Below are 24,599 nucleotides of genomic sequence, written 5' to 3' on the forward strand. Positions count from 1 at the left end.
CCTTCCAGTTCTTTCGGTACGCGGCTGGTTACGCCACGTCGTCAGGGACGTGGAACTGGGTCTCGTCGTCCTCGCGCTGCGGGTCGAAACCACCGCCGACCGGACCGGCCGGCATCAGCGGCCGCCCGTCCTCGTCGTAGTCGTAGTCGTCGTAGTCGTCGGAACCCGGCTGCCAGGAGCTGGCGGTCCGGCGCATCCGCAGGCGCTCGGCGCCGAGCAGGCCGGTGCCGAGCAGCATCAGCAGCAGGCCCAGGGCCAGGCCCGGGATGAGCAGCACCGGGGTGCCAGTGAAGGCCAGGCCGCCCCCGGTGTCGTTGCCGCCGCTCCCGCCGGTGCTGCTGCCATCACCGTCACCGGTGTTGTTGCCGCCCCCACCGCCGGAGCCACTGCCACTGCCGTCACCGTCACCGTCACCGGTGTCGTTGCCGCCGCCTCCCCCGCCGCCGGTGCCGCCCGCCTCGACGACCGACACCTCGACGGTCTGCTCCGAGGTCTGGCCGAGGTCGTCGATCACCGACATCACGAAGGAGTCGTCGCCGAGTTCGTCGGCAGCCGTGTAGACACAGCTCTTACCGCTGTCCGAGATCTTCGTGGAGCCGAGCCCGTCCGGGGTGGAGCAGGCGGTCACCTCGAGGCCCGAGTAATCCGGGCCGCGCGGTGCGATCGCCTTACTGGCACCGAGCACCACATCGGTCCGGATCGTCACCGTCGCGGCGAGCACCGGGATGAAGGTGAACGCCTCCACGAAGCTCGTCGAGCCCGCCGAGTTCGTCACGGTCACCGTGGTGGGCCCACCGGCGTGCGGCGGCGTGGACACCGTCAGCACGTTCGAGGTCGCTGCCTTCCACCGGCTCAGCGCCTGGCCGGCCGACATCGGCCGGTAAGCCCGGGCCCTGGTGTCGTTGTCCCGGGTCGCGCGCCCCAGGCCGTTCTGCGTGGAAGCCTTCCGGGAAACCTTCTCGGGTCCGACCGAGGGGTCGTCCACGTCAGCACCGAGCGTCAGGTCGGTGCCCTGCACCCCGTCGAAGGTGACGGTGGTGGAGCTGTCGAACCCGGTCCCGCTGATCGTGACCCGGGTGCCACCGGTCACCGGCCCGACGTTCGGTGTCAGCCCCTGCACAGTCGGCAACCCGGTGCGCGGCACGTAGGTGAACAGGTAGGAGCTGCTGGTGCCCTGCGGGTTCCGCAGGAGCACGGCGATCCCCCCGGCCGTGTGGGCCGGTGTCTTCACCGACAGCGTGGTGCTGCTGACGAGTGTGAGGTCCAGGCCCTCGACCCCGTCGAACGTCACCCGGTTCACGTTCTGCATTCCGAGACCCCGGAACACCACGGTGGTTCCACCGGCGGTCGGGCCGCTGCGCGGCGTCATGCTGTCGACCACCGGCACGCTGTTCGCGGCCACGTAGGTGAAGTCGGAGGCACTGGCCCCGGTGCTGCTACCCAGCGGTGAGGTCACGATGACGCTGACCGTGCCGGCCGCGTGCTGCGGTGAGGTCGCGAGGATCGTGGTGCTGTTGATCACCGTGACGTTCGTGGCCGCACTGCCACCGAAGCTGACACCGGTGGTGGTGAGGAGCCCGGTGCCGTAGATCGTCACCTGGGTGCCGCCGTCGACCGGCCCGACGCTCGGCGTCAGGGCGGTGACCGTCGGCGCCACGTTCACCGGGAGGTAGGTGTACAGGCCGGTGTTGGCGCTCTCGATGTTGCCCGCACCGACGACGACCACGTTCACCAGACCGGCCGCGTGCTGCGGCGTGGTCACGGTGATCTGGGTGCCGGCGCCGTTCACGCTGAAGGCTGTACCCGCCGTACCGCCGAAGCGGATCCCGGTGGCCCCGGTGAACCCGGTACCGGTGATCGTCACGACCGTGCCGCCGGTGACCGGACCGGAAATCGGTGCGACCCCGGTGATGTTGGCGTCGAAGGCAACGTAGGAGTAGTTCAGCGTGACGATGCCACCCGCCGTGGCGATGATGATCGGGACCGTGCCCGTGGTCAGGCCGGCCGGCATGGTGAAGGTGATCTGGGTGTCACCGGTGACGGTGTAGTTGGTGATGACGTTGGCGCCGACGGTCAGCGCCAGGAGCGAGCTGAACCCGGTACCGGTGATGGTGACCTGGTTGCCACCCGGGAGGGGGCCGCTGGACGGCACGACCGTGGCCGGGCCGGCCGGGTTCGGCGTGTAGACGAACGTGCCCGCGGTGAGCGAGGTACCGCCCGGGCCCGAGAGGGTCACGGTGTAGGCGCCGGCGTCGTTCGACGGGGAGTCGAACTTCAGCGACGAGGCCGTGCTGCTGCCCTTCGGGTTCACCGTCTTGGTGCCGACCTGGACCGACGTGATCAGGTCGAAGTTGCTGCCGGTCACCGTCACCTCGGTACCGCCGCTCACCGGTCCGGTGATCGGGCTGATGCCGGTGGTCGTCGGAACCGGGTTGTAGGTGAAGTTGGTGCTCGTACTGGTCACCGACCCGGTCTTGACCGTCACCGCGATCGGGCCGGCCGAACCGGGCGGGGTGGTGACCCGCAGAACCGTGGGGCTCACGTACTCCGTGGTCAGTGCGGTGGTACCCCAGTAGGCGACGGACGACGAGGTGAAGTTGGTGCCGTTCACCGTCACCGTCGTGCCACCGGTGGCCGGGCCGTTGTCGGGGGTGAGGTTCCCGATCGTGGGCGTCGCCGCGACGTAGGTGTACGTACTGTCCAGACTGACGAGGCTCGTCCCACCGGCGGTGGTGACGGTCACCGGCACGACGCCCGGGGCGTCCCCGGGCGGGGTGGTGACCGTGATCGAGGTCAGCGTCGGGGTCCCGACCACCGTGGCGTTGTTGGCGCCGAACTTGACCGTGGTGCCGGTCAGGGTCACGAAGAGGCCCTGCACCGTCACGGTGTCGTTCCCGGCGATCGGCCCGCTGTTCGGGCTGACCGAGGTGATGGCGACGACACCCGGCACCGGGACCACCGGGGCGGGGTCGGCGAAGAGGAAGGTTCCGGCCGGAGTGGTTCCACTCGGGCTGATCAGCGTCACCGCCACGGACCCGGCGGCGTGGGCCGGGGTGCTGAAGGTGATGTTCGTGGCCCCGATGGTCGGGCCGGTGACGGCCGCGCCGTCGACCCGGACCTCGGTGACGGCGTCCAGCTCGGTGCCGGTGATGGTTACCGCGGTGCCGCCCGCTGTCGTGCCGGTCACCGGGGTCATCGCGGTGACGACCGGGACGGCCTGGTAGGTGAAGGTCTGGGGGGCCGAGGTGTCGGAACCGCGCTTGACCGTGACCGGCACGCCGCCGGCCGTCGTCGTCGCGGGCGTGACCGCGGTCAGCTTCGTGGCGCTGACGTAGGTTGTCGCCACCGCGTTGCCGTCGACGGTGATCTGCGAGTCGGTGGTGAACCCGGTGCCGGTGGCGGTGATCGTCGTGCCGCCGGTGATCGGCCCGGTGGTCGGGCTGATGCTGCTCAGGCCCAGGGCGTCCTGGTAGGTGTAGGCGGTGGCGGCACTCGCCGCCGACGTCCCCCCGTTGTTGGCGACCGTGACGAACACGGTGCCCGTTCCGGCCGGTGCGGTGGCCGTGATCGAGGTCGGGCTGTTGACCGTCACGTTGGTGGCGTTCGCGGCACCGAACTTCACGGTCGGGGTTCCCACCCCGGCTCCGCTGAAGCCAGTGCCGGTGATGGTCACCGACGTGCCCCCGCCCGGCGAACCGCCCGAGGGAGCCACATTGGTCACCGTCGGGGCGCCGACGTAGGCGAAGGTGTTCGTCCCGGTGCTCGCGCCGCCCGGCGTGGGGGTCGTCACGACCACGTTCGCCGCACCGGCCGCGTGAGCGGGGGCGGTCGCCGTGATCTGCGTGGTGCTGTCGATCGAGTAGCTGGCGGAGATCCCGTCGAACTCGACCTTGGACGCGCCGCGGAAGTTCGAGCCGGTGATGACGACGCTGGTGCCGCCGGTGGTCGGCCCGGTGGCCGGGGCGAGCCCACTGACCGTGGGCACGAGGGCGTTGGTGGTGGAGCACTCGGTGTGGCCGGCGATCACGTCACCGGCGCCGACGGCGTCCAGCAGGCCGCCGTTGCCGCCGAGCTTCAGGTGAAGGGCGTTGGTGACCAGCTTGGTCTTGCCGCCGGTCGTGGTCCGGATCTGCTCGTTCAGCGTCAGCGTGCCCAGGTTGGCCACGTTGATCACGGTGTTCGCGGCCGGCTGGTCGGGCGTCGCGTTGAGAACGCCGGAGAGCTTCAGCCCGGTGACGGTGGAGGTGGCGGTCACTCCGGAGGCGTCACCGGTGCACTGCGACGAGATCAGGTCGGCGGATACTCCCTGGAGGCCCAGCACGGTGCCCAGACCGAGGCCGTCGACCGCGGAGGTCGCGTGCGCGGTGTCTTTCAGGTCGTCACCATGGGCGGCCACGGTGGCCGTGCCACTGCTGAGGAGGCCGGGAACCCCGACGCTCGCGGTGGTCGCGGTCGCGGGACCGCCCGGCCAGTCGGCCTTCGGCGTCTGCTCGGTGCCGATCGCGGCGGCCCCCAGGAGCCGGACGTTGGCGTAGAGGCCGTAGGACGACGCAGCGGTCGAACCGTCGGCGGCCGCCGCGAAATTCTTCGGCCCGATCTTCTTCTTGTGCTTCGTCGGCTTCCCCTCCGCCGAGTGCGGGGAAGCGGCCGGGGCCGTGGACACGGTCGGGCCGGTCGTCAGGGGTGTTGCCGAAGCCGTGGCTGCGGCCAGGGGCAGCCCTCCGCCGGCGACGAGGAGACCCGCGACGACCTGCGCCACCCCTCGTCTGTGCCGGAAACGGGCACGGCCAGGTGAAAATGACCCCCCGCCCGGGTTCGTGCTGGTCCGTGTCAAGACACGCATGGAGGCGCCCCCGCTACCTGATTGCCAGGATCCATTGCGATCCGGTCGATCCGCGACTCTAGGTAGTGGTGTAATTACAGACTTGGGATTCCGTTCGGCGTGTCCTGAAAGATCTCTGGATGACTGACCGAATTTGCTCCTCGGTGACCGATTTTGGCGGGTGGAAGTGGTCAGCGCGCCCGATGTCGGGCTTCGCTGATTTCACGCCGCCGACGGGAGCTGAGCTCTGAACGGCTGGGCAGAACTTCCGGAACCGGCGTGAGAGTAGGTGGTTTCCGGGTTCCGGCATTGCGCCCCGGCTTGCCCGCCTGCATCACGAAAGCGAGGATCCGGGCGACGGCCATGTAGAGCTCGGCGGGAATCTCCTCGCCGACCTCACAGACCCGGAAAAGGGCTCTGGCCAATGGCTTGTCCTCCACAATGGGGACGCGGTTCTCCCGGGCGATCTCCCGGATCGCCATCGCCACGGTGCCGGAACCTTTCGCCACCACCTTGGGGGCGCCCTTGCCCGCCTCGTACCGCAGGGCGATCGACAGGTGTGTCGGGTTCGTCAGAATGACGTTGGCAGTGGGAACATCGGCCATCATCCGGTTGCGGGCCATGGCCATCTGCTTCTGCCGGATGGCGCCCTTCAGCATCGGGTCGCCCTCCTGCTGCTTGTACTCGTCCTTGATCTCCTTGGGCGTCATCATGAGTTGCTTCATGACCTCATGGCGCTGATAGCTGTAGTCGGCCAGGGCCAGCACCAGTCCCGCGGCAGCCGCGGCGTAGACCATCGAACGGATGCCGGCACTGGTGCGCTCCACCGTTGCCAGGAGCGGAAGCGTGCCTGAACCGACGAGTTCCGGGATCAGGTTCTTGCCCGTCATGTATACGACGAAGGCGAGCACGGCCACCTTGAGCAGAGCCTTCAGCGCCTCCCAGGCCGCGCGCAGACCGAACATCCGCTTGATGCCCTGCAACGGGTTCATCCGGCTGAACTTCGGCTTCATCGCCTTGGACGAGGGGTAGACACCCTGGGCCGCCATGGCGATGGTGCCTGCGAGCATCGAGGCCAGCACCATCGGCGCCGCACCGATCATCACGGTCATCGGGATGTCGTTCATGACCTGCAAGGCCCGGGGGACGCTCGGATCGTTGACGATGGCAGGTAGTTTCGAGAGCATCACGCGCAGGCGCTCATTGGTCAGGTGCACGCTGAGGGGAATCAGCGAGATCGCCACGGCGATCGACGCCCAGGTGCCGAAGTCCTGGGAGCGGGGGAACTGGCCGTCCTTGCGGGCGTCTTTGATCTTCTTCTGTGTCGGCTTCTCGGTCTTGCCGTCCTTGTCACCGGCCATGGATCACCCTCACCCCCCGACCAGCCGGACCATGGTCACCCCGGCGGTGTTGACGAAGCGTTCCAGGGCGCCCGGGATCTGCACCAGGATGAGGCCGATCAGGAAGAGGCTGAGCACGATCTTCAGCGGGAAGGCCAGGGCGAACGCGTTCAGGGCGGGGGCGGCGCGGGTGAGCAGGCCGAGGGCGATGTCCGCGATCAGCAGGGCGGCCAGGATCGGCGCCGTGATCTGGACGGCCGAGAGGAACATGGTCGAGAGCATCTTCAGCAGGGCCTCGGAGATCTCACCGAGGTTCATCCGGGCCATCGGTGAGATCTCGAACGTGCGCGAGAGACCGCGCAGGATCACCAGGTGCCCGTCGGCGCCGAACAACAGGGTGATGGCCATCAGCTGGTGCAGCCGGCCCATCACCGAGCTGTTCACCATCGACAGCGGGTCGAGGCTCTGGGAGATGCTGAAACCACCAGCCAGGTCGATGAAGTCACCGATGGCCTGGATCGCGGCCACGGCCATGAGCACGAAGTAGCCCAGGGCCACGCCGAGCAGCATCTGGAGCAGCATCTGCCCGATCATGGCTCCGGATCCCAGCTCGGGAGCAGTACGGATGGTCCACGTGGACAGCGGGATCGCCAGGGCGATGGCGGTGGCGGCGCGGACCTGGGAGGGAATGGCCCGGGTGTTGAACGGCGGGGAGGTCATCATGAATCCCACCGTGCGGCCCAGAGCGAGCAGGAACCCCGACAGGGTCAGCTCGGCGATCGTGAGGTCCACGGCAGGCTCTCAGCTGCGCAGGAGGGTGGGCACCATGTTGAAGAGCTCCCGGGTGAAACCCTCCAGAGTCCTCAGGCACCAGTTGCCGGTGAGCACCAGAACCACCGCGGTGATCACCAGCTTGGGCACGAAAGTCAGTGTTTGTTCCTGAATCTGAGTGGCCGACTGGACGATCGACAGCAGCAGGCCGATGGCCAGGGTGGCGAACAGCACCGGGCCGGCGACCTTGGTCGCGGTCATCAGTGCGGCCGCCACGATCTGGATGATTGAGTCTTCCATGGGGGACTCCTCGAACGGGTTAGCGGTAGCTGCCGATCAACGTGGTCACGATCAGCGACCAGCCGTCGACGAGTACGAAAAGCAATAATTTGAACGGGAGGGAGACGAGTGCCGGAGGCAGCATCACCATGCCCAGCGACATCAGGATCGCGCTGACCACGATGTCGATGACCAGGAAGGGTATGAAGATCACGAACCCGATGATGAAGGCGCCGCGCAACTCGCTGAGCACGAAAGCCGGTATCAGGGTGCGGAGGTCGACCTTCTCCCGGGTCACCGGGTTCGGTAGGTCGGCCGCCCGCGTCATCAGGGCCAGTTCCTCGTCGCGGGTGTGCTTCAGCATGAACTCGCGCAGTGGCTGGCTACCGGCCCGGTAGGCCTGCGTCACGGTCATGTCGCCCTTGGAGTAGGGCTGGATGGCCTTGTCGTTGATGGCGTCGGCAGTCGGCCCCATGATGAACAGGGACAGGAACAGGGCGAGCCCGACCAGCACCTGGTTCGGCGGTACCGACGGTGTGCCCAGGGCCTGCCGGGTGAGGGACAGCACGACCACGATCTTGGTGAACGACGTGCACAGCAGCAGCACCGAGGGGGCCACGCCGATGAGCGTCACCAGCAGGATGATCGAGATCACCTGGCTGCGCTGTCCCGGCACACTCACCGTGACGTCACTGCCGTCGGTGGCCGTGGGATTGTCCGGGTCGGCCGGGTTGTTCGGCTCCACCGGGGCCGAGACGGGGGCGGAGGTCTGGGAAGGCACCGCTGCCTGCGCGGCTGGACCCGGACCCGCGATCTGGAGGAGGCAGATCGCCAGGCCGAACAGCAGCCCGGCGACCAGCCGGCGACCAGCTCGCAGGCCCTTCCGGGGGGAATGGCCGGTCATGGTCACCCCCGCCGGACGGTCATATCACGCAGCGCGTCGACTCCCTGTCGCCACGTCCTGGGCGACAGCACCGATCCATTGATCTGAGGGTCTTGCTGCTGGGACCGGCGGCCCGAGGGCCGGGCCGGAGCCTGGGGTGCGCGTCCCTGCGCCTGGGCACGAGTCTGCTGGGTGGGAACCGAGGAGCGATCAACGCTGCCGGGCAGCTGGTTCCGGTCGGGCTGGGTGGATCGATGGGACTGAGTGGTGCGGCCCCGCTGGGCGGGCAGCACCGACTGGGCCCGGCGGGCCGGGGTGGGTGCCGGCACCGAGGCCGGCGGCTGGGCCCGCTCGGGACGTAGCGAGGGGTAGGCCTCGGCCTGGAACTCAGCCACCTGCCGCGCGGTGCGCTCCGGCAGGGTCTCCTGCCGTGCGGGACGCACATCGGCGCGAGAACGTGCCTGGAGATCGATGTTCGGACGCGGTCGGGGTGCGGTCGGGGTCTGGGCCCGGGTCTGGGCGTCGAGCGGCGCGGCCGGGGAGTCCGGGGCGAACGTGCTACGGGCGGCCCGCCTTCCGGGCCTCGCCTCGGCGGCCTGCCTCGGTGCCGGAACCGGTGTGGAAACCGGCCTGGAAACCGGCGCGGGCTGGGGTACTGGAGTGGGGCGGGGTGCCGGAGTGGGGCGGGGCATCTGGGCCGGCCGGGGCGCCGGGGCGGTCCGGCCGGCTGCGCGCAGTGCCGTGGCCAGGTCCGGGTAGTCGTCCACGTTCAGGGCACCCGGCAGAGGGGTGGGTGTGTCGTCGGCCGGGGCCTCACGCAGTGACGCCCGGTTCTCGGCGCGGGTGCGCGGGGCCAGGTCGACGGGCGGTCCCGCGGCCCGGCGGCCCGAGGGCCGGGGTGCCGGGGCGAGCGGGGGCGGGTTGTCCAGATCGAGAGCAACGGACGAGGTGCTCTCCCCGGTCGTCCCGCTCACCGTTGGTAGCGGGTCGACGGAGTCACGGACGTCGATGAGCAGCGAGTCGACCGGAGCCACGGTGTCGTGCTGTGCCTGCGTGCCCGGCCCGAACTCGCTCAGATGTTCGTAGCTGACGGCCGGCTCCGGCTCCGCGTACGTCTCGGAGTGGCCGTACGTCTCGCGGTAGTCGGATGTCTCGGGGTAGTCGGATGTCTCGGAGTTGTCATACGTCTCGGGGTGGTCATACGTCTCGCGGTGATCGTAGGTCTCGGAGCGGTCGTACGTCTCGGGACTGTCGTACGGCTCGGGCCGTCCGTACTGCTCGAGGTTGTCGGACCGCTCGAGGTTGTCGTACTGCTCGGTGTCGAAGGGTTGCTCGGCCCCGGACGGCTGGATCTCGTTCTGCTCGGTCGAGTTCTGCTCGAACAGGGCGGCCAGCTGCACCGCGGCGTCTTCGCTCTCGTGCAGCTCCTGGGAGTCGATGTGTTCCGGCCTGCTGACAGAACTGGGGATCCGGGTGGGCACCACGGTGGGAACCGTGACTCCCCGCGGACCGGCCCGGCGACGGCCCCGCCGCCGGGAGCGGCGGCTTGTCGGAGCAGGTTCGTCGTCTACCGTTTTCTTCCCGAAACCCAGCTGCTCGCGCAGGCTCGCCCCGATGAAACCGGTGACCCCGCTCGATGTCCGGGCGCCGGAACGGCTACGCCGGGATCCGGCCGAGTGGGCTGCGACCGCCTCGGCGAGCTGCTCGTGCTGCCTCTCGTTCCCCTCCTGCCCACCGTCGATGTCGGCGAGCATGGTCACCCCTTGCGCGGTGACGCCGAGAAGCAGCTTGCGGTCGGAGATCTCGATGACGGCCAGATTGGCCTCGCGGGAGAGACCGATGCGCTCGACGATCTTCAGGCCGCTGCCGCCGTTCTCACCGTGGGCCCGGCGGGCGATGCGGGCGACGAGCCCGATCGACACCAGCACCACGATCAGGCCGCCGACAACCCGGCCCAGCAGGTCCAGGTCGCCGCCCATCACGTCGCGTCCCGGGTAACGATCTCGGTGATGCGCAGGCCGAAGCTCTCGTCCACGACCACGACTTCGCCCCGGGCCAGCAAGGTGCCGTTGACCAGCAGGTCGGCCGGGGAGCCGGCGAGGCGATCGAGCTCCACCACGTCGCCGGGGGCGAGCGCGAGCAGCTGGCGCACCGACATCCGGGTCCGGCCGAGCTCGCAGGTCACCTCCATCTCGACGTCGCGCAGCATCTCGATGCCCCAGCTGTTGCCGCCCGTGCCCACGGCCGATCGGGAACCGCCCTGGGCGGGCACCGACGCGGCGGGCGGGGCCATCTGGGTGAGGGACAGGCCGATGACCGCGGTCGTCGTGCCGTCCGGTCCGGCCAGCGGGAGGATGACGACGGTGCCGCCGGTGAGCACGTCGAGGCATCCCTCGACGGGGGTCGCGGTCGGGTCGCCGTCCAGCCGGCCGCCCAGCGAACTGGCGATCGAGTCGAGCGCCGGGCGCAGGGCCTGAGCGGGCTCCAGTGTTCCGAAAGGGGTTCCGGCCAGGGCGTCGACCAGCTCCTGACCGACGACCAGGAGCACCTTGCCCTCGATCCCGCCGGAGAGGAACGCCGTGATCGCAGCCCCCGCCGGTTCGGGCAGGGTGGCCTGATCCGGTGCGTGGACGGGATCGCCGATGGTCAGCGGTGACGCGGACGGAATCTGCGGCAGAGCTTCCCGCACGGCCCCGATGGCGGCCTGGACCGCGGCGTCCCGGTTGCCGGCGCCGGCTTCGGCACTGCGCTGCTCAGGAACTAGGGGTGAGGCGGAGAAAGACATGAGGGGTCCTCGGTATGCGTGAGTCAGATGTTCGAGGTGGCTTCCATGCTGTTTCTCGGCTGCATCCCTGCGCTGATTGAGCTATCCGGGTGATCCGGCTGAAAAAAGCTTTCAGCCCGAGGCCGGGGGCCGTGCGTGGTTCGTCATTGCTCCTGCGGGTCGACGATCAGCGCTGCCAGCTGCTTGCCCGAGGCGCCCGGGATCGCGTACCCGAAGGTGGACGTCGCCGAGGTCACCTCCAGCGGCTTGGACGTGCGGTGACCCAGGCCGATCACGTCGCCGACGGCCAGGCTGCCGATCTGGGACGAGCTCATCTGGATCGGGTCGAAGCGGATGGACACGTCCACCTCGACATCGTTGAGCCGCTGGGTGGTCTTGGCGGCCGCGGCGGAACGCTGCTTCTGCTTCTCGCCGCGGTCCTGCGAGCGGGTGGCCTGCTCCAGCGCGGGCTGCAGCATCGCGTACGGCATGCAGAGGTCCATGGTGTTGATCCGCTCACCCATGACCAGCTGCAGGCGGGCCACGATCACCGGGTCGGTGGCCGCGGCGGCCTGCACGAACTGGGCGTTGCTCTCCAGCGTGAGCAACTGCGGGCGGGTGACCGCGATCGGTTCCATCGCGTAGGCGAACTCACGCAGCGCCCGGCCCATCAGATGCCGGATCAGCGTCTGCTCGATGTCGGTCAGCTGGCGCTCCGGCTGTTCGTCCACCCCGCGCCCACCCAGCAGATGGTCGATCATGACCATCAGTGTGCTGAGGTCGAGACTCATCAATGCCTTGCCCTGCAACGGTTCCAGCGACATCACGGCACAGATGCTCGCCTCGGGCAGTCCGGTGAGGAATTCGTCGTAGCTCATTTCCTCGACCTGAACGAGGCTGAGCACGCTGACCGCACGCAGACTCGTCGTCAGCACGGTGGTTGCCTGCCGGCCGAAGGTCTGCATCGCGACCTTCAGCAGGTGGGCATCTTCTCTGGCCAGCCTGACCGGCCGGCGGAAGTCATAGGTGCGAGCACCCGCCCGTGGGCGTCTGCCCGTGCTGGTCGCCTGATTGGAGTAGCCCACGAAAGTCCATCGGTGGGTTCCCCGGATTCCTTTAACGCGTGCTCCGAAGGTCGGCGGATTGCATGATCACGATCAGGAACGGGGCCACCGTCGGGACGACACAACCGCAAACTTACGGACGAAACCCAAAGAACGTAACCTTGCAAACGTTAGGCAACGCATGTAAGTTTTTGGCTGAGTCGAGATGCGAGCTACCGAGGAGCCACGATGAACGGCACCGTCACCGTCACCGAGATCGTTCTGCCCGGTCAGGTCGAGCCGGAGGGCCTGCAGATCCGCAGCCGCGAACTGCCACGGCCGGGTGCCGGGCAGGTCGTGCTGCGGATGGAGGCCACCGGGGTCTCGTTCGCCGAGCAGCAGATGCGCCGCGGCAAGTACTACGACCAGCCGGCGTTCCCCTTCGTGCCCGGTTACGACGTGGTCGGCACCGTGGTCGCGGTGGGGGCGGAGGTGGACGCCGCCCAGGTCGGCCGGCGGGTCGCCGCGGTCACCAAGACCGGTTCCTGGGCCAGCCATCTGGTGCTCGACGCGGCCGACCTGGTGCCCGTGCCGGCCGGTGTGGACCTGGCTGCGGCGGAGACGGTGGTGGTCAACGGCGTCACCGCCTGGCAGATGCTGCACCGCACCGCGAAGGTGGCCACGGGCGGCACGATCGTGGTGCTGGGCGCCAACGGCGGGGTCGGCACGACCTTGGTGCAGCTGGCCCGGCACGCGGGCATCACCGTGATCGGCACCGCGTCGCAGCGCAACCATCAGGCCGTGCGTGACCTGGGTGCGATACCGGTCGACTACCGCGACCCCGACCTCTACGAACGCATCCGCGAGCTCGCGCCCGACGGGGTGGACGCGGTCTTCGACCACGTGGGCGGTGAGGGCCTGGCGAAGTCGTGGCAGCTGCTGCGGCGCGGCGGCACGCTGGTCTCCTACGGCACCGCGGCGACCAAGGACGAGGAGGGCAACTCCCAGCTGCCGGTGCTCCTGCTCTTCGCCCGGCTCGCGCTGTGGAACTACCTGCCCAACGGCCGGGGCGCTCACTTCTACAACTTCTGGGCCGGCCGCCGCCTCCGCACCGCCACCCACCGGGCCCGGCTCGCCGAAGACCTGACCCAGGTGCTGCGCCTGCTCGCCGACGGTGCCATCGTGCCGCAGATCGCCGCCACGTTCCCGCTCTCCGAGGTCGCGGCCGCACTGACCCTCGCCGAGTCGCGTACCGTCGCCGGCAAGATCGTGCTGCTGCCCGACGCGTGAGCGCCGAAGGCGACCGCTCGGCGGCAGCCGGGACGAACGTCCACCATGAATTCCCCTGACCGGGCGCGCCGCCCCTTCGCAGGGAACGACGCACGCAGCCAGGGCGAACTGTCTTACTGCATCACGAACTCGGTGAAGTACACGTCATACACCTCGGGCTGAACGGTCAGCGCGGCGGCCCGCTTCTCCGCCTGCTCCGCGGTCAGCTCGTCGTTCTCATGGGCCTTACCCCCGCTGAACTTCTCGTTCGCCTTCTTGATCTCCTCGTGGGTGATCTTGTCGTGCGGCAGGTAGGCGAGTTTGATCCGGGCCACGAGCTCCTTCTTGGCGGCGTCCTTGCCCTCGGCCGACGTCAGTTCCTTGACGGTCCGGTTGCTGAACACATTGATGACCTGGTCCAGGGCCATCGAACCGTCAGGGGTCTCGGCCACGTCGGCGGTCGGTTGCAGAGCGATGCCGATCTTGAGGAAGTGGGCACCGGCCAGGTTGACCGTGATCGATTCGAGGGGGGCGATCGTGCCGGGAGTGGGGGCGGGCAGCGCCTTGGCCGCTCCGGACTCGTCCTTCGGCTTCAGTATGAAGAAGTAGGCGGCGGCGAGCACCAGCACGACGACGGGCAGCGCAATGATGATGAGCTTCTTGCGACCCCCACCAGTGGCTTCCTCGTCGCCCTCATTATCTTCTCCCTTGGCCATGTTTCGTATCCTCCTGTGAGCAGTTCATCCGTGAGATGGTCGGGTCTTCCGTGGTTGCTTGCGTGCCGGTACGGGGAGAAGTCAGTCGGCGCTGGAACTCGACGCGTTGCCGAGGTCCTCGACCGCCTGGCCGGCGGAGTCGTCGACCCGGGCCAGCACGATGATCTCGACGCGGCGGTTGACCACCACCGAGCGGGGGTCGCTCGCCGGCAGCCTCGGCTGGGTGTCGGCGTAACCGGTGAAGGTCATCCGGCCGAAGGGAATCTTGTCGCGGTTGTGCATGTAACGCAGCACATTGGATGCTCGATACCCGGAAAGCTCCCAGTTGGAACCAAACTTCGCGGTGCGGATCGGGATCGAGTTGGTGTGGCCGTCGATACTGAGCTGGTTCGGCAGGGCCCGGAGCGTGGGGCCCAGCGCGATGAGGATCCTCTCGCCCCGGGGCTGTATCTGGTCGCTACCGCTCTTGAAGAGCACATTGTCGGTGGCGATCGTGACCACCAGGCCGCGCTCGTTGAACCGGAAGGTTGCGCCATTCTTCAGGCCGGCCTTCTGGAGAGCCCTCTTCAGGTCGTCCCGGGCCTTCTTGAGGTTCTTCACCTCACCCTTGACCTGGGCCTCCTGTGTCGCCCGGGCCAGCTCGGCGACCTTCTGCGGGTCGATATTGCCCAGGTTGCCGCTCTTGCCCGAGGTGCCGTCGGTCTTCTGGTTACCGGACGAGCCGGACAGGTTCGGATCGTCCGGCGCGACCGCGCCACCCGCGTCCAGCAGCGAGGTGCCGCCCTCGAGAATCTGCGGCGGCGCCCCGAAACCATTGGCCAGGCCGGCCTTCAGCTCAGCGAAACGCTTCTCGTCCACCTGGCTGATGGCGAAGAGCACGATGAAGAGCACCATCAGCAGGGTCATCATGTCGGCATAGCTGACCAGCCAGCGCTCGTGGTTCTCGTGCTCCTCGTGTTCTTCCTCATGACCGCGTCGTTTACCGCCGCCCCCGCTCATCAGGCCGCCTCACGCACTTCGTTCGGGCCCGCCGGGGTCATCTTCGAGCGCAGCTTGGTGGCGACCACCCGCGGGTTCGAGCCGGCCTGGATCGCCAGCACCCCGTCGATGACCAGTTCCATCTTGGCGGCCTCCTGGGCCGTCAGGTACTTGATGCGCTTGGCCCACGGCAGGAACATGACGTTGGCCGACATGACGCCCCACAGCGTGGCGACGAACGCGCCGGCGATCAGGTGGCCGAGTTTCTCCGGCTCGCTGAGGTTCTCCAGCACGTGGATCAGACCGATGACGGTACCGACGATGCCGATGGTGGGTGCGTAACCACCCGCGTCGGTCCAGAAGGCCGCACCCACAGCGGCAGATGCCTTTTTCGCCCGTACCTCGGCCATCAGGATGTCGTACAGGTCGTCGGGGTCGGTGCCGTCGACGGCCATCTGAAGACCCCGCTGCATGAACGGGTCCTCGACCGAGTCCATCTCCGACTCCAGCGAGAGAAGCCCTTCGCGTCGTGCCTTCTCAGCCATCTTGACCAGAGGCTCGACCACCTCCTCGTGCTTCGGCGGCTTCGCGGTGAACGCGTAGATCAGCCACTTGAAGGCGGTCATCATCGATGCGATCGTGCCGCTGGCCATGCACGCACCTAACGTGCCCACGATCACCAGCATGATGGCCGGAATCAGGAAGATCGCCATCGGGCTGGAACCCTCAAGGATCATCGAGGTGAAGATGGCGCCCAGAGATACGACGAGCCCGGCAATCATGGCCACATCCATGGCTCACACCTCCCGCGAAGGCAGCCGCAGAACTCGGCCGAAAGTTGATTCATGGGCCGAGCGCTCCGCCGTGGAGACGTCATCCGCTGTCGCCGCGTCGTCCTCGCCGTAGCGCGCGAGGGTGAGTGCTGATGCGGCGACCGATGCCCGCCAGCTACGGACCAGATCGACGACTTGCGCCAAAGGTTCTTCGACGACCAGCTTGTGGCCGTCCACGAGGGTGATGACGGTGTCGGGCGTCGCCTCGGCGCGCTCGATCAGGTCAGGGTTGACGGCGATGGCCACCCCGTTACCCAGTCGGGTCACAATGATCACGCGAAGATCCATCCTTGGAGTTGTCGGGCCGTCCATGGGCCTCGCCCTTTCGTTCGGCATCGCAGCCGGGGGATTGAGACGTTCGGGGGGCGGCTACTCCGGTCGGGCTACCGAAAACTTTCCTGACTCACGGAAGGTGCCCTGGCTGGGGCGAAAAATGCCTTTCCGCGCGGTTACCCGGGGCTGAACGGTGGAACCGCCGAAAGAGGACCCGGTCGGCGACCAGTCCGGGTGGCAGGCCAGAGGGCCACCGGCCGCGCAGTGCGACCGATGGCCCTCGTCGGGTCGGGCCGTCACTACCTCTTGATGTTGACCAGTTCCTGAAGGATCTCGTCGCTGGTGGTGATCACCTTCGAGTTCGCCTGGAAACCGCGCTGGGCGATGATCATGTTGGTGAACTCGGCCGCCAGGTCGACGTTCGACATCTCCAGCGCGCCACCGGTGACCAGTCCGTGACCACCGGCGCCCGGGATGCCGATCTCGGCCAGGCCGGAGTTGGCGGTGTCGCGGTAGACACTGTCCCCCTGCTTCTCCAGGCCGCTCACGTTGTTGAACGTGGCCAGGGCGAGCTGCCCCAGGGACTTCTTCTGGCCGTTGCTGAAGATACCGGTGATGATGCCGTCGGGGCCGATCTGGAACTCGTTCAGGGTTCCTGCCGAGTAGCCGTCCACGGATTTCGGGGTCGGCGAGCTCAGCCCGGCGTAGCCGGTGAACTGGGTCAGGTCCACCGCCATCGTCACCCCGTTGACGGTGAAGGTGGGAGGGGTAGAACTGGCGGGGTCATACAGGCCGGCGCTGGTGAAGGCGATGGTGCCGGTGCCGATCGTGCTGCTGTTGTCGGCCGGGTCCTGCACATTGATGGTGTAAGTGCCGTCCGGTGGGTCGTTCGGCACCAGGTTCATGGGTACGGCGTAGGCCGCACCACCGGTGTCGTAGACGGTCGGGGTAACGGTCAGTGTCAGGGTGCCCTTCGGGTCCAGATTGCCGCCGAGGGAGACCGTGTTCGTCGCGTCGCCGGGAATGGTCAGGCCGGCCTGGAGCTTGAGCTTCGAGAGCTGGCCGTAAGCACTGATGGCACCGTCGACCGCCTGATAACCCTGAACGTACATGCCGTTCGGGTTGACCAGATAGCCGTCATTGTCCAAAGTGAAGGCCCCGGCCCGGGAGTACACCTGTGTACCCCCGTCGTCCAGTACGAAGAAGCCGTCGCCGTTGACCAGAAGGTCGGTCGACTTGTTGGTGATCTGTGTCGAACCCTGGGCGAAGTTCTGCTGCACAGCAGCAAGTTTCACGCCGAGGCCGATCTGGGTCGGGTCGAGGCCACCGCTGGTCTGGGTCGAGGCGCCGGCGGCGCGCATGAGCTGGCTCAAGGTGTCCTCGAAAACGATGTTCGAGGTCTTGAAGCCGGCGGTGTTGACGTTGGCAATGTTGTTGCTGACAACGTCCATCATCTGTGAATGGGCTTTCAGGCCACTGATTCCGGAGAAGAGTGAGCGGAGCATGCCGGACCTCCTGGTTCGGTCATCACTGCTGTCGGCATCCGTGCCGGTGTCGTCCGGCGCATCCTGCGCCCGGAACTTGCGGGCCGAACAGCGGGTATCAGGCCCCGTCGGCTTCCTTGCCGGACGAGGTGTCGGGGGTGGTGGACTTGGTTCCGGTGACCTTCACACTGGTCAGATCGGCCAGCGGAACCTTGACCGGAGTGCCGCTGGTGCCGGTGACCAGCAGCTGGGGGGATCCGTCCACCATCGTGATACCCGTGACGAGTCCGGAGCTCGCCTTCGTGCCCACGCCGTACTCGACCGTGGCTCCGATCATGCCCAGCGACGACTGCATCTGGCTGGCCGTCAGCAGGCTGGTGGTGTTGTCCACCATGTCGCCCAGCTTCTCCACGGTGGTGAACTGCGCCATCTGGGAGAGGTACTGGGTGGAGTCGGTCGGGTTCATCGGGTCCTGGTACTTCATCTGGGCCAGAAGAAGTTTCAGGAACATGTCCTTGTCCGACTTGGAGCTGTTGGTGGCTGCGGACACCGTCTTGGTGTCGGTCTTGGCGCTGTTGCCCGCCTGGATCTCGGCGATGTTTCCGATCGGTGAGGCCATGGGCGTTCCTCCTTGCGGGGGTGAGGTCAGATCATCAGATCGACATTTCCGTCACCCGACGCGCCACGGGTCGTCGCGGTGGCGTCCGGGCTGGTGCCCGTGCTGCGGGCTGTCGTGCTCACCGAGCTGACTCCCGATGAAAGCCCGCCTCCCTGGGGGGAGTTCTGGGGTGACGACTGTGAGCCGCCACTCATGGACGCCCCCGCGTCCATGCTCTGCTGCATCTGCACGTCGGCCAGGTTCAGGCCGGACTGCTGCATCTGCTCGCGCAGGTCGCTCAGGCCGGCCTGCAGCTGGGCCAGGGCCGCCGGGGCCGCGACCAGGTCGAGGCGCACATCACCACGGTGCACCGACAGCGTGACCGTCACGTCGCCAAGATCTTTCGGCGACAGGTGGATCACCGCACGGTGGCTGCCCTCCTTCAGGGTGCGCAGCTGGGCGGCGATCTGCTGCCCGATCTGTTCGGCCACGCTCTGGCCTGCGGTGTAGCCGCTACCCGGCACCGTGGCCGCCGGCCCGGCCGACTGGGTCTGCTGGGCCTGCCCCAGCTGGGTGCTGAAAGGCGATGCTTCGGTGTTGTTGTCGGTGGACTGCGTGCTCTCGGTGGTCGTGGACGCCGAGGTGGTGCCGGTGTCGGTCTGGGCGTCGTCATCGGAGCTGCCGGTCGGCGAACCCGTGCTTGAACCGGTGACTCCGGCTGCTCCAGCGGCTCCGGTCGCCCCGGTAGCCGCCGTGTCGGCGGTCGGCTCCCCGGTCAGGAGGGCCGCCGCGTCCGAGCCGTTCATCCACTGTCCGTCGACCATGATCCGGCCGGGCATCGGGGCGATCGCGGTGTCGGCCGCGGCACCCACCTTCTGGTTGCTGACACCTCCGTCAAAGTAGTTGTCGGCCTCGGAGCCGTTCATCCACTGTCCGTTGACCAAGACCTGGCCCGGTGTCGGGTTGGTGGATCCTTCCCCGAACTTGTTCAGGCCCGCGGCGGCAGCACCCGCGACGTCACCCGCGATCGCGGCCGAGGCGATGTCCGCGTCGGTCTTCACCTGGACGCCTCCGGGCAGCGGGGTGTTCGTGGTCTGCCCGGTGCTGCCGGCGGCAGGGGCTCCCACCGTGCCGGTCATGCTCTGCACGCCGGTGGAGGAATCGATCGAGGCATCCGAGTTCTGGCCGAGAAGTGCTTCCAGGGCTGTTTTCTCGTTCTGGCTGAGCGTCGCGTCCGGCACGGCGGTGCTCCCGGAGCTCAGGCCTGCCCCGGCCGTGCTCTTCGAACCCTCGAGACCGTTCAGGATGGCCAGGGTATCGGCGGCGGCGGCAGTCAGGTCGATCGACAGCCGGGTGTGGACGCCGTCCGGGCCGGTGGTGGTCTCGATCGACGTCCCGGTCGGCATCTTCCCCGCGGCCTGCGCGTCAGCGCCGGCCAGGGCCTGGGCGATCTTCTGCGCCACGGCCGCCTCGACGGCCAGAACCTGGGCCAGGGCCGATATTCCGGCCGCAGCCGTGGTCTTTTCGTCGTCGGCCGGGCGACCCCCGGCGTTCTGACCGGTATGGTCTTTCTGCTGAGCGGTTGTGGCGGCAGCCGTGTGATAGCGCTCGTTACCGCCCGGCTCGATCTGGGCTCCGTTCGAACCGTCCTTGCGAATCGCCTCGGCCAGGGCCCGACGGGCGGCGGCGCGCTGGTCGGCCGCCTTGTCCGCTGCCTTCTCGGCGGCCGTCCGGTCGTCGGCGGCCTTCTCGGACTCCGCTTCGGCGAGGACTTTCGACTCATGGTTGCGTCGGCGCGCAGCGTTCTGGGCTGCGCGTTCGGCGGCGTTCTGGCGCTGTAGGGCCTTCTCACTGCCGGCCCGGTCGCGGGCCGCAGAGAGCTGCTTCTCGAACTGCATCGCATGTTCGGCCGTTGCCGAAGAGTTGTTACGGAAGGTGGGCCGAAGGGCCTTCGGGCTGAGCAGGGCCTCGATCGAGCTCTGCATGTTGGTCGACGTCGTCATCGCAGTTGCCCCCAAGCTTTCTGTACTCGACGGACGTAATTCTCGGTTTCGGTGTACGGCGGAACGCCGTCGTACTTCCGGACCGCACCGGGCCCGGCGTTGTAGGCGGCCAGGGCGAGATCCACCCGGCCGAAAGTGCGCAGCTGGTCAGACAGGTACCGGGCCGCACCGTCCACCGCCTGGGCCGGGACCATCGGGTCCACACCGAGTTGCCGGGCGGTGCCGGGCATGAGCTGCATCAGGCCCTGGGCCCCGGCAGGACTCTTCGCCGAGGCGTTGTAATTGCTCTCGGTCCTGGCCACGGCAGCCAGCAGCGCCGGGTCGAGGCCGTAACGTTTCCCGGCCGCCGTGAAAATATCGGCGTACGGGGTTGATCCGAGGGCCGAAGCGCCCGTCGCACCGATCGCACCCGTCAGCTTCGCCAGGGTCGCGCCCACCGATCCCGGTGCCGAGGCGCCGGACGGATCGGCCGAGGTGCTGGCGGAGGTGTCGGTGAGCACCCGGCGGATCTGGCTGGGCGTCTCGTAGACGTCGCGGATGCGCACCACGTCACCGGCCTTCGGCGCGTCGATCATCTTGCCGTCACCCAGATAGATACCGACGTGGTGCACCGGAGAGCCGAAGAAGACCAGGTCTCCCGGCTGGGCCGCGGCGATCGACGACACCCGGGTGCCCTTCGTGGCCTGCATCGCACTGTTGCGCGGCAGCTCGATGCCGAGCTGGCGATACACCAGCTGGGTGAGCCCGGAGCAGTCGAGTCCGGTCTCCGGATCGGTGCCGCCCCATCGGTAGGCCACGCCCAGGTACTGCTTGGCGGTCGTGACCGCCTTCTCGGCGAGCGAGCCGGCCGACGAGGTGGTCCCCGGGGTCGGCCGGGTGCCTTTCACCAGGTCGAGCAGGCCGGCGAAGTTCGTCGAGCCGGCACTCTCGCTGGTGCCCGAGGTGGAACTCGGGTCACCGGTCGCACCCGTTGTACCCGTCGCCTTCGTCGGACTGACCGGCTGCGGGTTGATGAGTGACTCGATCTGACCGATCCGGCTGAGCACCGCGCTCATGCCTTCGGACATCAGGATCCTCCAGAGTCGTTGCCCGGGAAAACGCCCGGCCGGCGCCGGCCGGAGCCGGCGAGTTCGTCCATCTCCCGCTGCTCGGCGCGCTGGATCATCTCCGCGCGCTGCTTGCGGTAGCGGTCGTGCAGGGCGGCGACGGCGTGCACCTGCGCCCGGGCCTGTAGCCAGGTCTCCCGGCGCTCCGCCAGTCTCGCCGTGAGTTTCGTCATCTCGTGATCCACCTCGGCCAGGTCGCCCCGCAGCCGGAACCGGTACACCGCTTCGAGTTCCAGCTCGTGCGGGGTGTTCTGGCCGTGCCGCTGGGCCCGCAGGCGTTCCAGCAGGTCGTCCCGCCGCGCCTGGGCCTCCCGCACCGCGGACTGGGCCCGGTGCAGATCCTGTGCGGTCTCCTCGAGGCGCTTCTCCCTCAGTCGCTCCACGGTGGCCAGCCGGAAGCCCTTCCTGTTCATCGCCGCACTCCCAGCAGGGTGGCCAGTTCGGTCCACGACTGCTGCACCGGGATCGCCTCGTCCGGCCGCTGCCGCAGGAAGTTGTCGATCGCCGGGCGCAGCCGGATCGCGGCGTCGGCCACCGGGTCGCTGCCGCTCACGTAGGCGCCGACCTCGACCAGCTCACGGACGTCCCTCCACGAGGCCATCAGCCGCCGCAGGGTGAGCGCCAGCTGGCGCTCGTCCTCGGACAGCACCGCGCGTTCCACCCGGGACACCGACTCCAGCACGTCGATGCTGGGGAAGTGGCCGGCGGTAGCGAGGTCGCGGGACAGCACGACATGGCCGTCCAGGATGCCTCGGACCGTGTCGCCGATCGGGTCCTGCAGGTCGTCGCCCTCCACCAGAACCGTGTAAAGGGCGGTGATGGAACCGTTCTGGCCAGGACCTGAGCGCTCGAGCAGGCGGGGGAGCATGGCGAAGACACTGGCCGGGTATCCCCGGGTGGCCGGTGGCTCGCCCGCGGCCAGCGCGACCTCGCGCTGGGCCATGGCGGTGCGGGTGACCGAATCGACGACGAGGAGCACGTCCTCGCCCTGATCCCGGAACCACTCGGCGATGCGCGTGGCGGTGAAGGCGGCGGTGACCCGCAACAGAGCCGGGTCGTCCGCGGTGGCCACCACCAGCACGGTCCGGGAACGAGCCTGCGCGTCCAGGGTGTCTTCGATGAACTCCCGCACCTCACGGCCACGTTCGCCGACCAGGGCGACGACGCGGACCGGGGCGACGGTGCCCCTCACCGCCATGCCGAGCAGGGTCGATTTGCCGACTCCACTGCCGGCCATGATGCCGACCCGCTGTCCGGCGCCGACCGGGATCAGGGTGTCGAGCGCCCGTACCCCGGTGGGCAGGGCGTCTTCGACCCGGCGGCGCAGCAGCGGGTTGGGCGCCGAGGCCTCGACCGGGACCATGGTGACCCCGGTAGGTTTCGGCTTCCCATCGATCGGCCGCCCGAGGGGGTCGATGATCCGGTTCATCATGCCGTAGCCCGCGGGCACCCGGAGCTGGTCGCCCGTGCGCCGCACCGGGTCACCCGCCGCCACTCCGGCGGTGGTGCCCAGGGGCATCGCGCTGACGCCGTCCCGCTGCACCGCGATCACCTGGGCCGGCAACTGGCCGGCCGAGGTCTCGATCGTCAGCAGTTCGTTCACGGCAGCGGACAGTCCGCGGATACCGATGCCGAGGCCGACCACATCGCTGACCCGACCCTCGGCCTGTGGTGAGGCAGCATCGGCGGCGGCCCCGAGTCGTATCCGGAGCTCCTGCGCCAGAGAAGAACTCATGCGCGCATCACCTCCTCGGCGGCGGCCAGCGCCGCCGGGAGGTCCTGACGCAGGCGTTGTGCGGGCGTGAGCACGGCGACGCTGCCGGGGGAGAGGGTGATGTCGGGAACGATCGTCACACCCTCCGGGCCGTTGTCACCGAGCATGGCCGCGTCGTCGGGATGCAGGTGCACCACGGTCTCGTCGGAGGCCGCCACGTGCCGCAGGGCGGCCCGCACGGTCTGCCCGACCGCATCGTCCACCGTTTGCAGTTCTCTCCCCAACGCGGCGGCGGCGAGCTTCAGCGAACCCTCGATGAGCACGTCCGCCACCTCGTTCCACTCCGGCAGAGCGGCCTGACCGGCCTCCTGCACGGCCTTGCCCAGCATCTCGAGCAGCTCGGTCACCTGATCGGCAACCTCGGCCCGGATCCGCTGATTCTCCTTCTGTTGCGTCGCCCGGATCCGGGCGGTGTCCTCCGCCGCGGCCTGTCGCCCCTGGGCCCAGCCGGCCAGATATCCCTGTGCCTGGGCCTCCTCGCGCGCCGCCAGGCTGGCGGTGCGAATCATTTCCTCCAGACGTGGGTCGCTGTAATGCGGTTCGATCGTGGTGCGGGTCAGCGGCCGGTCCAGGTTCGCCGGCCGTACCGACGTCCGGACCTGTTCCGCCGTGAGCACCGGCGTCTCGGTGGTTCTGGACAACGTCACTCCACCATCGCCTCTTCGTCGCTGCGCTGGATGAGGATCTGACCGGTCTGCTCCAGGGCCCGGATCTCCTGGACCACCTTCGCCTGGGCCTCCTCGACCTGCTTGATCCGGACGGCACCGAGCATGTCGATCTCCTCGATGAGGTTCTCGGCGGCGCGGGTGGACAGGTTGCGGGTGATCTTCTCCTTGACCATCGGGCTGACACCCTTGAGTGCGAGTGCCAGATCGCCACTCTCGACGTTGCGCAGCACCAGCTGGATCGCCTTGTCGTCGAGCGTGAGAATGTCCTCGAAGATGAACATCTGGGCGCGCACGGTCTCGGCGAGTTCCTGGTCGACGGTCTCCAGGCCCTCGAGGATCATCCGCTCGGTCGACCGGTCGGCGCGGTTGATGATCGCGACGAGCGGCTCGACACCACCCACCGACGACATCTCCTGCGGGCCCAGCACCGTGGTCATCCGGCGCTCGAGTTCCCTCTCGACCAGACGGATCACGTCCGGGCTGGCGGGTTCCATCGAGGCGATCCGGTAGGCCACCTGGGCCTGCAGGCTCTGGGCCAGGCCCGACAGCACCACGGCGGACTGCTGCGGGGCCAGGTGGGCGAGCACCAGCGCGATGGTCTGCGGGTGCTCGTCGGCGAGGAACGAGAGCAACTGCCGGGCGTCGGCCCGGCGGATGCCCTCGAACGGCATCTCGGCCAGGGAAGCGCCGAGACGCTCCATGATCTCCTCGGCCCGGTCACTGCCGAGGCTCTGTGCCAGCAACTGCCGGGCGAGGTCCATACCGCCGCGCGACCCGGACTGGGCCGCCAGGTTGTCGTGGGCCTCGGACAGCACCGACTCGGCGTCGAGCGTGGTGACCTCTTTGAGGCGGACGATCTCCCCGGTGAGCTCCTCGACGATGTCCTCGGGGAGCAACCCCATGATCCGGGCGGCCTTCTCCTGGCCCAGCTGCACCAGGAAGATGGCGGCCTTACGCAGCCCGGTGAGGGGCTTGTTCGAGGTTGCGAGTGACAT

21 protein-coding genes are annotated in these 24,599 nt (G+C 68.4%); 1 reads left to right on the forward strand and 20 read right to left on the reverse strand.

Annotation, left to right across the window (positions count from 1 at the left end):
* Window positions 1-28: 28 nt before the first annotated feature.
* The 8 genes from QSK05_RS01745 to QSK05_RS01780 form a co-directional block, all read right to left on the reverse strand.
* Window positions 29-4,759 carry a beta strand repeat-containing protein gene (locus QSK05_RS01745; protein WP_285593198.1) on the reverse strand — a complete coding sequence of 1,577 codons (4,731 nt, stop codon included), beginning with the start codon at window positions 4,757-4,759 and terminating at the stop codon, window positions 29-31.
* Window positions 4,760-5,013: 254 nt separating this feature from the next.
* Window positions 5,014-6,183 carry an EscU/YscU/HrcU family type III secretion system export apparatus switch protein gene (locus QSK05_RS01750; RefSeq protein WP_285593199.1) on the reverse strand — a complete coding sequence of 390 codons (1,170 nt, stop codon included), beginning with the start codon at window positions 6,181-6,183 and terminating at the stop codon, window positions 5,014-5,016.
* A 9-nt stretch (window positions 6,184-6,192) separates the two neighbouring features.
* Window positions 6,193-6,954 carry a flagellar biosynthetic protein FliR gene (locus QSK05_RS01755; protein WP_285593200.1) on the reverse strand — a complete coding sequence of 254 codons (762 nt, stop codon included), beginning with the start codon at window positions 6,952-6,954 and terminating at the stop codon, window positions 6,193-6,195.
* Between the two features lie 9 nt (window positions 6,955-6,963).
* Complete coding sequence (locus tag QSK05_RS01760) at window positions 6,964-7,233, reverse strand: flagellar biosynthetic protein FliQ (protein WP_285593201.1); 270 nt, start codon at window positions 7,231-7,233, stop codon at window positions 6,964-6,966.
* Window positions 7,234-7,252: 19 nt separating this feature from the next.
* Complete coding sequence (gene fliP / locus QSK05_RS01765; protein WP_285593202.1) at window positions 7,253-8,116, reverse strand: flagellar type III secretion system pore protein FliP; 864 nt, start codon at window positions 8,114-8,116, stop codon at window positions 7,253-7,255.
* Window positions 8,117-8,118: 2 nt separating this feature from the next.
* A complete protein-coding gene (locus QSK05_RS01770; protein WP_285593203.1) occupies window positions 8,119-10,074 on the reverse strand; it encodes a flagellar biosynthetic protein FliO in 1,956 nt (651 codons plus the stop codon).
* The gene (gene fliN, locus QSK05_RS01775; RefSeq protein WP_285593204.1) at window positions 10,074-10,880 is read right to left on the reverse strand and encodes a flagellar motor switch protein FliN; all 807 of its coding nucleotides are present in this window, start codon (window positions 10,878-10,880) and stop codon (window positions 10,074-10,076) included. Before fliN ends, QSK05_RS01770 begins: the two co-directional genes overlap by 1 nt.
* Window positions 10,881-11,023: 143 nt before the next feature.
* Window positions 11,024-11,944 (reverse strand): flagellar motor switch protein FliM, encoded by a 921-nt coding sequence (locus QSK05_RS01780; protein WP_285593205.1) that lies wholly within the window; start codon window positions 11,942-11,944, stop codon window positions 11,024-11,026.
* Between the two features lie 207 nt (window positions 11,945-12,151).
* Between QSK05_RS01780 and QSK05_RS01785 the strand changes: the two genes are divergently transcribed.
* Complete coding sequence (locus QSK05_RS01785; RefSeq protein ID WP_285593206.1) at window positions 12,152-13,192, forward strand: medium chain dehydrogenase/reductase family protein; 1,041 nt, start codon at window positions 12,152-12,154, stop codon at window positions 13,190-13,192.
* A gap of 113 nt (window positions 13,193-13,305) precedes the next feature.
* On the opposite strand, the gene QSK05_RS01790 is transcribed toward QSK05_RS01785, so the two are convergent.
* The 12 genes from QSK05_RS01790 to fliG form a co-directional block, all read right to left on the reverse strand.
* Window positions 13,306-13,887, reverse strand: a complete 582-nt coding sequence (locus QSK05_RS01790; RefSeq protein ID WP_285593207.1) for a flagellar basal body-associated FliL family protein — start codon at window positions 13,885-13,887, stop codon at window positions 13,306-13,308.
* Between the two features lie 81 nt (window positions 13,888-13,968).
* Complete coding sequence (locus QSK05_RS01795) at window positions 13,969-14,886, reverse strand: OmpA/MotB family protein (RefSeq protein ID WP_285593208.1); 918 nt, start codon at window positions 14,884-14,886, stop codon at window positions 13,969-13,971.
* A complete protein-coding gene (locus QSK05_RS01800) occupies window positions 14,886-15,659 on the reverse strand; it encodes a flagellar motor protein (protein WP_285593209.1) in 774 nt (257 codons plus the stop codon). The genes QSK05_RS01795 and QSK05_RS01800 overlap by 1 nt, the downstream gene beginning before the upstream one ends.
* Window positions 15,660-15,662: 3 nt before the next feature.
* Window positions 15,663-15,986, reverse strand: a complete 324-nt coding sequence (locus QSK05_RS01805) for a flagellar FlbD family protein (protein WP_285593210.1) — start codon at window positions 15,984-15,986, stop codon at window positions 15,663-15,665.
* Window positions 15,987-16,270: 284 nt separating this feature from the next.
* The gene (locus QSK05_RS01810) at window positions 16,271-17,476 is read right to left on the reverse strand and encodes a flagellar hook protein FlgE (RefSeq protein ID WP_285593211.1); all 1,206 of its coding nucleotides are present in this window, start codon (window positions 17,474-17,476) and stop codon (window positions 16,271-16,273) included.
* Window positions 17,477-17,573: 97 nt separating this feature from the next.
* A complete protein-coding gene (locus QSK05_RS01815) occupies window positions 17,574-18,074 on the reverse strand; it encodes a flagellar hook assembly protein FlgD (protein WP_285593212.1) in 501 nt (166 codons plus the stop codon).
* A gap of 26 nt (window positions 18,075-18,100) precedes the next feature.
* Window positions 18,101-20,056, reverse strand: a complete 1,956-nt coding sequence (locus QSK05_RS01820) for a flagellar hook-length control protein FliK (protein ID WP_285593213.1) — start codon at window positions 20,054-20,056, stop codon at window positions 18,101-18,103.
* Window positions 20,053-21,123 (reverse strand): transglycosylase SLT domain-containing protein, encoded by a 1,071-nt coding sequence (locus QSK05_RS01825; RefSeq protein ID WP_285593214.1) that lies wholly within the window; start codon window positions 21,121-21,123, stop codon window positions 20,053-20,055. The genes QSK05_RS01820 and QSK05_RS01825 overlap by 4 nt, the downstream gene beginning before the upstream one ends.
* Window positions 21,123-21,575 (reverse strand): flagellar export protein FliJ, encoded by a 453-nt coding sequence (locus tag QSK05_RS01830; protein WP_285593215.1) that lies wholly within the window; start codon window positions 21,573-21,575, stop codon window positions 21,123-21,125. Before QSK05_RS01830 ends, QSK05_RS01825 begins: the two co-directional genes overlap by 1 nt.
* On the reverse strand, window positions 21,572-22,897 hold the full coding sequence (locus QSK05_RS01835) for a FliI/YscN family ATPase (protein ID WP_285593216.1): 1,326 nt from the start codon (window positions 22,895-22,897) through the stop codon (window positions 21,572-21,574). The genes QSK05_RS01830 and QSK05_RS01835 overlap by 4 nt, the downstream gene beginning before the upstream one ends.
* Window positions 22,894-23,577: a FliH/SctL family protein gene (locus QSK05_RS01840; RefSeq protein WP_285593217.1), complete on the reverse strand. Its 684-nt coding sequence runs from the start codon at window positions 23,575-23,577 to the stop codon at window positions 22,894-22,896. Before QSK05_RS01840 ends, QSK05_RS01835 begins: the two co-directional genes overlap by 4 nt.
* 2 nt (window positions 23,578-23,579) lie before the next feature.
* Window positions 23,580-24,599: a flagellar motor switch protein FliG gene (gene fliG / locus QSK05_RS01845; RefSeq protein WP_285593218.1), complete on the reverse strand. Its 1,020-nt coding sequence runs from the start codon at window positions 24,597-24,599 to the stop codon at window positions 23,580-23,582.

It is taken from the genome of Kineosporia sp. NBRC 101731 (genome assembly GCF_030269305.1).
In the GTDB taxonomy this organism is placed as follows: Bacteria; Actinomycetota; Actinomycetes; order Actinomycetales; family Kineosporiaceae; genus Kineosporia.